The 12,305-nt window shown below is 63.4% G+C and carries 10 protein-coding genes and 1 pseudogene; 4 read left to right on the top strand and 7 right to left on the bottom strand.

Annotation, left to right across the window (positions count from 1 at the left end; all coding sequences use genetic code 11):
• Window positions 1–46: 46 nt before the first annotated feature.
• From JAB1_RS17945 to JAB1_RS29630, 3 genes are all read right to left on the bottom strand, one after another.
• Complete coding sequence (locus tag JAB1_RS17945) at window positions 47–901, bottom strand: SIS domain-containing protein (RefSeq protein WP_034750862.1); 855 nt, start codon at window positions 899–901, stop codon at window positions 47–49.
• A 211-nt stretch (window positions 902–1,112) separates the two neighbouring features.
• Window positions 1,113–2,585, bottom strand: coding sequence for a glucose-6-phosphate dehydrogenase (zwf, locus tag JAB1_RS17940; protein ID WP_070260463.1), 1,473 nt, complete (start codon window positions 2,583–2,585; stop codon window positions 1,113–1,115).
• A gap of 96 nt (window positions 2,586–2,681) precedes the next feature.
• A complete protein-coding gene (locus JAB1_RS29630) occupies window positions 2,682–3,077 on the bottom strand; it encodes a hypothetical protein (protein WP_139144598.1) in 396 nt (131 codons plus the stop codon).
• Window positions 3,078–3,151: 74 nt separating this feature from the next.
• Between JAB1_RS29630 and JAB1_RS17935 the strand changes: the two genes are divergently transcribed.
• Window positions 3,152–4,105 (top strand): chemotaxis protein, encoded by a 954-nt coding sequence (locus JAB1_RS17935; RefSeq protein ID WP_070281275.1) that lies wholly within the window; start codon window positions 3,152–3,154, stop codon window positions 4,103–4,105.
• A gap of 171 nt (window positions 4,106–4,276) precedes the next feature.
• On the opposite strand, the gene JAB1_RS17930 is transcribed toward JAB1_RS17935, so the two are convergent.
• Both JAB1_RS17930 and pgi read right to left on the bottom strand, forming a co-directional pair.
• Window positions 4,277–5,173, bottom strand: a complete 897-nt coding sequence (locus JAB1_RS17930; RefSeq protein WP_070281274.1) for an SMP-30/gluconolactonase/LRE family protein — start codon at window positions 5,171–5,173, stop codon at window positions 4,277–4,279.
• A 9-nt stretch (window positions 5,174–5,182) separates the two neighbouring features.
• Window positions 5,183–6,847: a glucose-6-phosphate isomerase gene (gene pgi / locus JAB1_RS17925; RefSeq protein ID WP_070281273.1), complete on the bottom strand. Its 1,665-nt coding sequence runs from the start codon at window positions 6,845–6,847 to the stop codon at window positions 5,183–5,185.
• Window positions 6,848–7,181: 334 nt separating this feature from the next.
• Between pgi and edd the strand changes: the two genes are divergently transcribed.
• The 3 genes and pseudogenes from edd (at window position 7,182) to JAB1_RS30340 (ending at window position 10,304) form a co-directional block, all read left to right on the top strand.
• Entirely contained in the window at window positions 7,182–9,095 is a 1,914-nt protein-coding gene (gene edd, locus JAB1_RS17920) for a phosphogluconate dehydratase (protein ID WP_070281272.1), read from the top strand.
• Between the two features lie 3 nt (window positions 9,096–9,098).
• Window positions 9,099–9,730: pseudogene (gene eda, locus JAB1_RS17915) on the top strand (bifunctional 4-hydroxy-2-oxoglutarate aldolase/2-dehydro-3-deoxy-phosphogluconate aldolase).
• Window positions 9,731–9,791: 61 nt separating this feature from the next.
• The gene (locus JAB1_RS30340) at window positions 9,792–10,304 is read left to right on the top strand and encodes a hypothetical protein (protein ID WP_070281271.1); all 513 of its coding nucleotides are present in this window, start codon (window positions 9,792–9,794) and stop codon (window positions 10,302–10,304) included.
• A 20-nt stretch (window positions 10,305–10,324) separates the two neighbouring features.
• On the opposite strand, the gene JAB1_RS17905 is transcribed toward JAB1_RS30340, so the two are convergent.
• Both JAB1_RS17905 and JAB1_RS17900 read right to left on the bottom strand, forming a co-directional pair.
• Window positions 10,325–11,341, bottom strand: coding sequence for a LytR C-terminal domain-containing protein (locus JAB1_RS17905; RefSeq protein ID WP_070281270.1), 1,017 nt, complete (start codon window positions 11,339–11,341; stop codon window positions 10,325–10,327).
• 13 nt (window positions 11,342–11,354) lie between these two features.
• Window positions 11,355–12,302: a type II secretion system F family protein gene (locus JAB1_RS17900; RefSeq protein ID WP_034787026.1), complete on the bottom strand. Its 948-nt coding sequence runs from the start codon at window positions 12,300–12,302 to the stop codon at window positions 11,355–11,357.
• Between the last annotated feature and the right edge of the window lie 3 nt (window positions 12,303–12,305).

The raw sequence follows: 12,305 nt of genomic DNA, 5'->3' as shown, positions 1-12,305 counted from the left end.
CTCACAGGGAATGACGGATAGGCAACCGGCTGGCGCCGGCATGGAATCAGCCGATGAAGGAATCGAACTGCATGTCGAATTCCTGCAGCGCCTTCTGTGCATTCTGCATCTTCTTGCGGAACTCCGGGCCCCGTTGCAGGGCCAGGCCCACGGCCAGCACGTCGATCACCACCAGGTAGGCCAGGCGGGCGGAAATCGGTGTGTAGGGGTCGGTATTGAAGACCAGGTCGATCGGGATCAGCACGGTCGCCAGGTCGGCCAGCGGCGTGCCTGATGGGGCCAGCACGACGACGTCGGCGCCGCCGCGGCGCGCCAGTTTCACGGAGCGGACCAGGGCGGGGCTGTTGCCTCGCTGCGAGATGGCCACCAGGCAGTCGCCGCCGCGCAGCAGGGCCGCCGCGATGCTGTGGATGTTCGGGTCGCTGTAGGCCACCGTCGGCACGCCCGAGCGGAAGAACTTGTGCTGCGCGTCGGCCGCCACGATGCCCGACGTGCCCTGGCCATAGAATTCGATCTTGCTGGCGCGCGACAGGATGTCGAGCGCGCGCTGGATCGCTTCCGGGTTCAGGTTGTTGCGCAGGTCGAGCAGGGTGTTGATCGAGCGGCTGCAGATTTTATTCACCAGGTCGGCCGCCAGGTCGTCCTGCGCCGGCTGTTCGTTTGCGCCCGGCATGGCCAGGGCCAGGCCCTGCGCCAGCTTCAGCTTGAATTCATGCCAGCCGTCATAGCCCAGGGTGCGGCAAAAGCGCACCACGGTCGGCTCCGACACCTGCGCGCTTTTCGCCAGCGCCGTGATGTTCTGGCTGACCGTCTGGTTAGGCTGGTCAAGCACGGCCAGCGCGACCTTTTTCTCCGACTTGGAGAGCGAATCGAGCTGGGTGCGGATGGAGTCAAGCAGCATTAAATTTGTCTTCTGTTTTCGGGAAGCGGTGAAGCAGGGGTTTCGCAGAGCACCGCTCCGCGTCTGCGTAACGGCCTGCCCATGTATGGGCAGGCTCCTTGCGCTGCCAACCTAGTCTTCAGGCAGGGGTGAAGCAGGGGTTTCGTGGAGCACCGCTCCACGCCTGCGTAACGGTCTGGCCTTGCAAGGCCAGACTCCTTGCGCTTCCAAACTAGTCTTCAGGAAGCGCCTCTTCACGCCACTGCAAGCCATCGCGGCCGATCAGGGCGCTGGCGGCCGCGGGGCCCCAGGTGCCGGCCGTGTACGGAATCGGCGCGCTGTCGTTCTGTTCCCAGTTGTCGAGAATCGGCTCGACCCATTCCCAGGCCGCTTCCAGTTCGTCGCCGCGCATGAACAGGGTCAGCTGGCCGCGCAGGACGTCGAGCAGCAAACGCTCGTAGGCGTCCATGCGCGGGGTCTTGAACGATTCGCGGAAATCGAGTTCCAGTTCCGCCGGTTTCAAGCGCATGCCATCGCCCGGGGTTTTCGCCATCAGGTTCATGCGCAAGCCTTCGTCCGGCTGCAAACGGATCACCAGGCAGTTCGGCTGGAAGCTCGACGTGGGCTGGTTGAAGATCGAGTGCGGAATTTGCTTGAAGCGCACGACGATCTCGGCCAGGCTGTCGGCCATGCGCTTGCCCGTGCGCAGGTAGAACGGCACGCCGGCCCAGCGCCAGGTATCGATTTCCGCCTTCAGCGCAACGAAGGTTTCGGTGCGCGAATGTTCCGGCGCATCCGGCTCGTCGCGGTAGCTCGGCACGGTGGCGCCGTCGACGTGGCCGGCGCGGTACTGGCCGCGTACGATGTTCTGCGCCAGGGTGGTGGGCGTGAATTTTTTCAGCGAGCGCAGCACTTGCAGCTTTTCATCGCGCACGGCGTCCGGTGCGATCGAGGTCGGCGGTTCCATGGCGACGATGCACAGCAGTTGCAGCAAGTGGTTTTGCAGCATGTCGCGCAGCGCGCCCGAGGTGTCGTAGTAACCCATGCGGTTGCCCACGCCCAGTTTCTCGGCGATGGTGATCTGCACGTCGGAAATCCATTCGCGGCGCCACAGCGGTTCGAACAGGATATTGCCGAAGCGCAGGGCCAGCAAGTTCTGCACGGTTTCCTTGCCCAGGTAATGGTCGATACGGTAGATCTGCGATTCTTGGAAAACCTTGCCCACTTCGGCATTGATCTGCTTGGCGCTGGCCAGGTCGCGGCCCAGCGGCTTTTCCAGCACCACGCGCGAGTTCGGCGTCACCAGGCCGTTGTCTTCCAGGTTGTCGCAGATGAGGGCGAACAGATGCGGCGGCGTCGCCAGGTAATACACGCGCGTCAGGTCGGCATCGCCGCGCAGCGCTTCGACCAGCGGCGCATACGTGGCCGCATCGCTGGCGTTGAGCGACACATACACGATGCGCGCGCAGAATTTGCTCCAGGTGGCGGCATTCAGGGTGCTGGCCTTGATGTGGGGACGCGAGTTGCTTTCCACCATTTTCAGGAAGGCATCCTGGCCGCTGTCCTGGCGGCCAACGCAGATGATGCGCGCCGTCGGCGGCAAATCGTTCGCGACGTCGCGCGCATACATTGCAGGCAACAATTTGCGCATTGCTAAATCGCCGCTGCCGCCAAACAGGACCAGGTCAAAATCGGTAAGTGCCATAAGTGAGTGTCGTCGCAAAAGTAAAAGGGCCGGAGCGGGGAGGAGGCCGACCGGAAGTGCCAGTCTGTCGCTACTCTAATCGGTGGTGTAAATTTACTACGTAGAACAGGCAATTGCAAGAAATTTTACTACATTCCAGCCCCTGCCGTCGCCATTTTGCCCGGTATGCCCGCCAGCGGCGCCGGCATGGCCATTATATGCCGTTCGCCGGCGCCGGCGCGGTGTCCTGCTTTTCATAGCCTTTTCAAAGAAACCATGGTTGCCAGGGAAATTTCTAGTTCTCTCCGTCATCATTTGCGCTGTAGCAACAAGCAAATCAAGAAATGCTGTCAGGATCGCTGTTGGCAGCGTAAAGTAGCTTTGAAGAGAAGAAAGTAAAAAACCGTATAATTCAAGCTCGAATTGATAGCAACTATTGGTTGTAAGAAATTGTACGATATACACTGCACCGCTAGCGCCGGCCATGCCCCGAACCCGCCATCCGACGTCCATGCGACGTGCAGTCCGCACTGTCCGCAGCATCAGGGCAGGCGACTTAACTTTACAAGACGGCTCAAGGGGACACAATGAATTCAATGCAGCAAGATGTCGATGAACGCACGAGCCTGACAGGCAATAACAAATTCGAACTGTTCCTGTTCAAGCTGGGTACCAGTGATCACTCGACCAGCCGCGAACTATTCGGCATCAATGTGTTCAAAGTCCGTGAAATCATGGAAATGCCGGCCATCACGGCCGTGGCCGGTTCGCACCCGCACATGCTGGGCGTGGTTAATATCCGTGGCCAGATCGTGCCCGTGATCGACTTGCCGATGGCGGTCGGCTGCAAGAGCAATGGCTTGAAGATACTGATGGTGACCGAATTTGCTCGTTCGACACAGGCGTTTGCCGTGGAAGAGGTCGATGAAATCGTGCGCCTGGAATGGAACCAGGTGCTGTCGGCCGAATCGAGCGTCGGTGGCGGCCTCGTCACCAGTATCGCGCGCCTCGATGGCGACACGGACAAGACGCGCCTGGCGCAAGTGCTGGACGTGGAACAAATCCTGCGCAACGTGCTGCCGTCGGGCGACCCGGACGTGGACGAGAACAGCATCGGCCCGCAAGTGCGCTTGCCTGCCGGCGCCGTGATCCTCGCGGCCGACGATTCCTCGCTGGCCCGTTCGCTGATCGAAAAGGGCCTCGAAGCGATGGGCGTGCCTTTCATCATGACCAAGACGGGCAAGGAAGCATGGGAACGCCTGCAGGCCATCTCGGCCCAGGCGGCCACGGAAGGCAAGACGGCGAAAGACAAGGTGGCGCTGGTGCTGACCGACCTGGAAATGCCGGAAATGGATGGCTTTACCCTGACGCGCAACATCAAGAACGATGGCCGCTTCGCCAACATCCCCGTGGTGATCCACTCGTCGCTGACGGGCTCGACCAACGAAGACCACGTCAAGGGCGTGGGTGCCGATGGTTATGTGGCGAAATTCGTGGCGGCTGAATTGGCCGAGACGATCCGTAAAGTATTGGCGCGGTAAGCTGAAGCAACTGTAGGTCGGATTAGCGGCGTACGCCGCGTCATCCGACGCCATCATGGCCAACACTGTTGTCGGATTACGCGGGACCTTGCCCCGCCAATCCGACTTACGTGAGCGTAAAAAAAGCGCCGGACCCTCGCAGGTGCCGGCGCTTTTTCATGTTTGGAACGATTACGCCTGGTAAGCCGTCTCCGGCTGGCCCGCCACGTCCACGCGCACGGACAGCACGTGGCCGGTCAAAGGGTGGTTGGCAATTTCTTCGGCCGAGCGGTTATGGCTGGCGCTGGTGATGTACAGGGTGCGCAGGTCGGGGCCGCCAAACGTCACCATGGTGGGGCAGCGCACGGGCACGGTAATTTCGCCCAGCAGTTGGCCATCGGGGGCGAAGCGCAAGATCTTGCCGCCTTCAAACATGGCCGACCAGTAATTGCCTTCGCTGTCGACGGCCGCGCCATCGGGGCGCCCGCCGTAGTCGGCAGCTTTCTTGTCCATGGAAAAACGCTGGAATGGCTGCGGCGCGGAAATGGTTCCGCTGGCCGCATCGAAATCGAAGCGGTCGATGCGGTGCGTGGTGGTATCCGAGTGGTACATGGTGCGCTTGTCGGGGGAAAAGCCCAGGCCGTTCGAGACGGTCATGCCGCCCGACCAGACTTTGCGCACTTGTCCCTTTTCCAGCACGAACATTTCCGCCGCATCGGCGTTGCGCGGCTCGAAAATCGTGCCGACCCAGAAACGGCCTGCCGGGTCGACCTTGCCATCGTTGAAGCGCGTGGTGGCCATGTCGAACGGCGCCGGGGCGATTTCCGCCAGGCTGCCCGTCTTCGTGTCGAGGTGGGCAAAACCGCTGCGCAAGGCCACGATCAGGCCGCCGCCCGCGTTGATGGCCAGCGCCGACGGTTCCGTCGGCATGCTCCACTGGTCATGCCTGCCGCTGGCCGGGTACAAGCGGTGCACGGCGCGGCCATCGATGTCGACCCAGTACAGGGCCGCTTCCTTGCCATGCCATAGCGGGCATTCGCCCACTTGCATGGGTTTGTCGCTGACTACTTTAATTTCGTAAATATTCATCTATCTCTTTTAGTATGCGGCTTTTGCAGCTTTAGCCAGCGCAATCAAGCCATTGGTCGAGCTGTCGTGGTGGTCGGGACGGGCTTCGCCCGTCAGTTCGGCCTGAATTTTCTTGGCCAGCACCTTGCCCAGTTCCACGCCCCACTGGTCGAAACTGTTGACGTTCCACAAGACGCCCTGCACGAAGGTCTTGTGTTCGTACAGCGCGATCAGGGCGCCCAGGGTGGTCGGGGTCAGCTGGTCCATCAAAATGGTGTTGCTGGGGCGGTTGCCGGGGAAGGTCTTGTGCGGTACCAGCGCCTCGATCTCGCTGTCCGGCAAGCCTTGCGCCTGCAGATCAAGACGCACCTCATCGCCCGTCTTGCCCGTCATGAAGGCTTCCGACTGGGCAAAGCAGTTCGCCAGCAGGGCGTCGTGGTGGCCCGGTAAATCGTGCGTGGCGCGCAGGGCGGCGATGAAATCGATGGGCGTGATGTCCGTGCCCTGGTGCAGCAGCTGGAAGTACGCATGCTGCGCATTCGTGCCGCAGTCGCCCCAGATGACGGGGCCGGTCGGCACGTCGACGGGCACGCCATCCTTGGTGACGCGCTTGCCGTTGCTTTCCATGTCCAGCTGTTGCAAGTAGGCTGCAAAGCGGCTCAAGTCCTGGTGGTAAGGCGCGATGGAAACGGAGCCGCAATCAAGGAACTGGCGGTTCCAGAAGCCCACCATGGCCAGCACGACGGGCATGTTCTGTTCCAGCGGCGCCTGGCGGAAGTGCTGGTCCATCGCATGCGCGCCGGCGAGGAAATCGCTGAAGTATTCAAAGCCGATGGACAGGGCCACGGCCAGGCCGATCGACGACCAGACGGAGTAACGGCCGCCCACCCAGTCCCAGAAAGGGAACATGTTGTCCGGCGAAATGCCGAAGTCGACGATGGCTTGCGTGTTGGTCGAGACGGCCACAAAATGCTTGGCCAAGTCGCTTTCTTCGCCTTCGAGCAGGAACCAGGCGCGCGCCGTGTTGGCGTTGAGCATGGTTTCAGCCGTAACGAAGGTTTTTGAGGCGACGATGAACAGGGTCGTTTCCGGATCGACTTTCGACAGGGTCGCTTCCATGTCGTGCCCGTCGACGTTGGAAACAAAGTGCATTTCCAGGCCCGGGTTGGCATACGAGCGCAGGGCCAGGCAAGCCATTTTCGGCCCCAGGTCCGAGCCGCCGATGCCGATGTTGACGATGTCGCAAATCGGCTTGCCCGTGTAGCCGAGCCAGCTGCCATTGCGCACCCTGTCCGTAAACGCCTTGACGCGTTGCAGCACATCTTGCACGTCGGTATCGATATCCTGGCCGTCGACCACCAGCTTGGTGCCGCGTGGCGCGCGCAAGGCGGTATGCAGAACGGCCCGATGTTCGGTAAGATTGATTTTCTCGCCAGTGAACATGGCTTCGCGCTGCGCTTCCACGCCGCGCTCGCGGGCCAGGTCCATCAGCAGACGCATGGCGGTGGCGTCGACACGGTTCTTCGAGTAATCGAGCAGCAGGCCGGCCGCATCGACCGTCATCGTCGAGAAACGCGCGGGGTCGGCCGCGAACAGCTGGCGCAAATGCACGTCGCGCAGGCTGGCGCCATGCGCTTGCAGGGACTGGAAACTGGCGGTGGCGGTGATGGCAGGAGTAGGTGCTGGCTGGCGCATGGCGGTCGGCTTGGGTGCTTGTCTCGGTTGAAAGGAGCGCGGCGCGTTCGTGATGGCGAACAGCGGATCCGGCGTTGGTATGAGAATAATACATCAGAAAAACGTAATTTCACTACAGTTTGTGCAGGCGCATGGCATTTTCAGCGTTTTTTCAGCGTTTTATCCGTGCTGCAATAGATAGGCAAGCAAGGCGAGTGGACGTGGCACGCTGTTGTTTTGCCTTGAAAGGTCGTGGAAAAATGGATTATTTCTGCCACTGGCCACTGCAAGAGTGCTTCTGCACGACCATTTTGTAGTAAAATTTCACGAAATACTCATTTTTAAGGAAATCCATATGGCGCTGCATCCAGTAGTCGAATCCGTAACAGCGCGCATCATCGCGCGCAGCCGGCCATCGCGCGGCGCCTACCTGGCGCATCTGGATGCTGCCCGCATCCAGGGCGTGCAGCGCGGCGCCCTGTCGTGCACCAACCTGGCGCACGGCTTTGCCGCCTTTCCCGCCAACGACAAGCTGTCGCTGAAGGAATACAAGAAGCCTTCCGTGGCCATCGTTTCCTCGTACAACGACATGCTGTCGGCGCACCAGCCGTTTGAAGGCTTCCCGCAGATCATCAAGCAAGCCGTGCGCGAAGTAGGCGCCGTGGCCCAGTTCGCCGGCGGCGTGCCCGCCATGTGTGATGGCGTGACGCAAGGCCAGCCGGGCATGGAACTGTCGCTGTTCTCGCGCGACACCATCGCCATGTCGACGGCCGTGGCGCTGTCGCACAATATGTTCGACTCGGCCCTGTACCTGGGCGTGTGCGACAAGATCGTGCCGGGCCTGTTGATCGGCGCGCTGCACTTCGGCCATTTGCCGGCCGTCTTCGTGCCGGCCGGTCCGATGACGTCGGGCCTGTCGAACCAGGAAAAAGCCAAGGTGCGCCAGCTGTATGCGCAAGGCAAGGCCACGCGTGAAGACTTGCTCGAAGGCGAATCGAAAGCCTACCACGGCGCCGGCACCTGTACCTTCTACGGTACCGCGAACAGCAACCAGATGCTGATGGAAGTGATGGGCCTGCACTTGCCGGGCGCCGCCTTCATCACGCCGAATACCCCGCTGCGCGATGCGCTTACAAGAGCGGCCGCCCAGCGCGCCGCCGTCATCACGGCGCAAAGCGCCAGCTACTTGCCGGTCGGCCATATTGTTGACGAGAAATGTATCGTCAACGCCGTCGTGGGCTTGCTGGCCACGGGCGGTTCGACCAACCACACCTTGCACCTGGTGGCCATCGCCAAGGCAGCCGGCATCGTCATCGACTGGAACGATTTCAACGAACTGTCGGCCATCGTGCCGATGCTCACGCGCATCTACCCGAACGGCGACGCCGATGTGAACCATTTCCACGCGGCCGGCGGCACGGGCTATCTGATCCGCGAATTGCTGGACGCGGGCTTGCTGCACGACGACGTCAACACCATCCTGGGCCACGGCTTGCGCGCCCACTGCATGGAACCGTTCCTCGGCGAAGACGGCAAGGTCTTCTGGAAAGATGCACCGGCCACCAGCGCCGACGAAAACGTGCTGCGTCCCGCCTCGAACCCGTTCGCGCCGGACGGCGGCATGGTATTGGTCGCAGGTAACCTGGGCCGCGCCGTGATGAAGGTCTCGGCCGTCAAGCCGCAGCACCGCACGGTGGAAGCGCCGGCGCTGGTGTTCAATTCGCAGGAAGATTTCATGGCCGCCTACAAGGCGGGAACGCTGGACCGCGATTTCGTTGCCGTGCTGCGCTTCCAGGGCCCGCGCGCCAACGGCATGCCGGAACTGCATGCGCTGACCCCGGCGCTGGCCAATCTGCAGGATGCGGGCCGCCACGTGGCGCTGGTCACCGATGGCCGCATGTCGGGCGCATCGGGCAAGGTGCCGGCCGCCATCCACGTCTCGCCGGAGATTCTCGCCGGCGGCCCGCTGGGCCTGGTGCGTGACGGCGACATCATCCGTCTCGACGCCTTTACCGGCGTATTGGAAGCGCTGGTGCCGGCCGATGTCTGGCACGCCCGTTCGCTGGTCACGGCCGACTTGTCGCCGAACCACGTCGGCATGGGCCGCGAGCTGTTTTCCATGTTCCGTTCCACCGTCAGCGCGGCGGAAGAGGGTGCCACCACCTTCGGCCTGCCGTCGCCGATTCCCACCACCGTCGCCTTGCACGACGCCGACAATGTCGGTGATACCGTACCGGGTTCCGATGAAGACTTTTTGGCTAGGAAATAAGAGATGACCATGACACTACTGGAAATTATGCGCACTTCGAGCGTGATCCCCGTGATTGCGATCGACGATCCTGAACACGCCGTACCGCTGGCGCGCGCGCTGGTGGCGGGCGGCATCCGCGTGCTGGAAGTGACCCTGCGCACCAAGCACGGCCTCGAAGCGATCCGCGCCATGTCGGCAGTGCCGGGCGCCATCGTCGGCGTCGGTACCTTGACCCGTCCCGAGGAATTCGCGCAGGCGCGCGATGCGGGCGCCGTCTTCGGTGTCTCGCCAGGCCTGACTTCCGCCCTGGTGGCGGCGGCGAAAAGCAGCGGCCTGCCATTGCTGCCAGGCGTGATGACGCCAGGCGAAGTGATGGCGGCGCGTGAAAACGGCTTCCAGCAGCTGAAACTGTTCCCGGCCGTGCCGGCGGGCGGCATCGGCATGCTCAACGCGATTTACGGCCCGCTGCCGGACATCACGTTCTGCCCGACGGGCGGCATCTCGCAAGAGACGGCGTCGCAGTTCCTGGCGTGCAAGAACGTCGCCTGCGTGGGCGGTTCGTGGCTGACGCCGAAAGACGCGATCGCGGCCGGCAACTGGGACCGCATCACGGAAAAATCGCGAAAGCGGCCAGCGGCCTGCGTTCAGCGTAAGCGGCTCCGGCGCGGCAGGCTTCCCGCTTGCCGCGCTTTATTTCTTTCTCTCATGCGAGTCTTGCGCCGTCCCCTCACCATCGGCGAAACCGCCATGGCCCGCAGCGTCTTCCAGGGCGCCATCGACTACGCGCGCGTGCGCGTCGTGCGCGGCTCCTTTCTTCCGTTTGGCTTGCAGGACCAGAACACGGCCATGACGCCGCGCGGCAGCCTGCACTTCATGCCGGCCCAGTACCGCGACGATTTTTCCCGCGAAGGCAACAGCGGCAAGCTGTTCTTCATCCACGAGATGGTGCACGTGTGGCAGTACCAGCTCGGCTACGGCGTGCTGCTGCATGGCGTGCTGCTGGCGCTGCGCGGCGGCTACATCGGGCAGCGCGCCTACCGTTACGATGCGCAGGCTGGCGGCATCCTGTCCGACTTCAACATGGAGCAGCAGGGCGACATCATCGCCCACTACTTCGGCGCGCGCCAGCTGGGCATACCCGCCTACGTGGCGAAACTGCCGCAGCTGCAGGATATCCTGCAGGGCTTCCTGATCAACCCTGCCGACCGCCGCCTGCTGCCACGCTGACGCCGTCGCTGATGCCACTGCTACGGCGCCGTGTTCGATGCCAGGCGCACGTCCGGCGCGCGCAGGCTGGCCGCCGTATCCTTGCCCAGCAATAAACGCAGGTCGGCGCCCGCGCCGATGCCGCTGTCGCCGGCCGCCTGCAGTTGCGGCATGCCGCCCAATGCCAGGGCCAGGGCGGCCGCTGCCTCGGCGTGGCCGGGACGGTAGACGATGCTGCTGGCCTGGATGCCGTACGGCCGCTGGTTGCCCAGCCGCAGCACGCTGATGCCCATGCCGCCCAGCATGCCGCGCATGCGCGCCGCCATTCCCGTTTCGCCATTGCCGTTGATGACTTCCAGCCGTGGCAGCGGCATCGCCGGCTTGGCCAAGACGGGGATAGCCGCTGGCGCGGCTTGCGCCGCCACGGGCGCGTCGCGCCAGCTCAGCGCAAAGATATTCGGCTGCAATTGCGTCAGCTGCAAGCGGCTGGCCGGCGCCGCTGGCATGGGCGCCGGCGCCAGGTCGGGCGCGATGGCCTCCGCGGTGGCATCGACTGTGCCGATGCTGCGCGCCAGCGCCGCGATGGCCAGGTCCAGGTTGGCGCGCGCCGGCTGCTGGCCGTTGTCGAGTTGCAGCGACTGGCGCAGCGCGTCGGCCGCCTGGGCATACTCACCCTGCAGGTATAGCACGTAGCCGAGATTGTTGTAGGTCCTGGCCGTCGGCGCTTGCAGCGCCAGCGCCTGCAGCATGCTGCGGGCCGTTTCCAGCTGGCCCAGCTGCGCGTGCAGCACGGCGGCGCCATTGCGCGCATCGGCCGAGTCGGGCTCAAGCAGCAGGGCTTCGCGGTAGGCGGCCAGCGCCGCGCGCGGGTCGCCCAGTTCCAGCATGCGCTTGCCCAGCTTGCAGAACGCGGCAGTGCGGGTGGCGGGGCTGTCATCGATGCGCGCCTGGGGGGGCGCAACATGATTGCCCTGGCTGGCCGGGCCGGGCAGGTGGCCGCAGGCGGGCAGCAGGCCGGCGCAGGCGAGCATGAGCATCAGGGTGGTGTGCTGTGACATGGCGGTTCTCCGGTCAGCTGCCGCTGCCCATGCTGGGCAGGAGCACGCGGTAGATTTGCAGGAAGGCTGGTCCCATCAAAACGACCAGCAGCGAAGGGAAGATGAAAAAGATCAGCGGGAACAGCAGCTTGAGGGCGATCTTCGCCGCTTCTTCCTCGGCCATCTGGCGGCGCTTGGTGCGTAGCTGGTCCGACTGCACGCGCAGCGAGGCGGCGATGCTGGTGCCGAAGCGTTCGGCCTGGATCAGCATGGCCACCAGCGCGTCGACATCCTCGACGCCCGTGCGCAGGGCCAGGTTGCGCAGGGCCCGCTCCTTGGTGTTGCCGGCACGCAGTTCCAGCATCACCAGGTGCAGTTCCTCGGCCAGCACGCTGCTTTTCAGGGCGATCTCCGCGGCCACCCGGGCCAGCGCGGCATCCATGGCCAGGCCCGCTTCCACGCACACCGTCATCAAGTCCAGCGCATCGGGAAAGCTTTCAAAGATATCGCGCTGGCGCCGCTTGATCATTTGTGCCAGGACAATATTGGGCAGGTAGTAGCCGATGGCGGCCACGATCAGCAGCCAGAACAGCAGTGCCTTGCCCGCCATCTGGCTGCCCGACGCGCTCAGGCCCAGGAACAGCAGCAGGGGCAGGCCGATGGCCAGCATGGTCTTGGCGGAAAAGAACAGGATGGGCGCCGATGCCTGGCGCAGGCCGGCATTCATGAAGCGTCGGCGCATCACGGAACCTTCCCAGCCCTGGTCGGGCAGCGACAGTTTGGCCAGCGGACCGCTCAGGCGCACCATGCGCGCCAGCCATGGGCTGGGGGCCGATGCGCCAGGTGCCGCCGCGCTCTTGCCGGTGGCGTTGTCCATGCGCTGGCGCAAGGGATCGGGGGCAAAGCTGCGCATGGCCACCAGCACGGTGCCGAAGACGGCGATGAAGAGCAGGGCGAGAAAGGCAAAATGGACGGGGTTCATGAG

Origin of the sequence: Janthinobacterium sp. MP5059B, from assembly GCF_001758645.1 — a bacterium.
Taxonomy (GTDB): domain Bacteria; phylum Pseudomonadota; class Gammaproteobacteria; order Burkholderiales; family Burkholderiaceae_D; genus Janthinobacterium; species Janthinobacterium lividum.
Note: the sequence above shows the minus strand (reverse complement) of the source record. Positions and strands in the feature narration are given on the sequence as shown.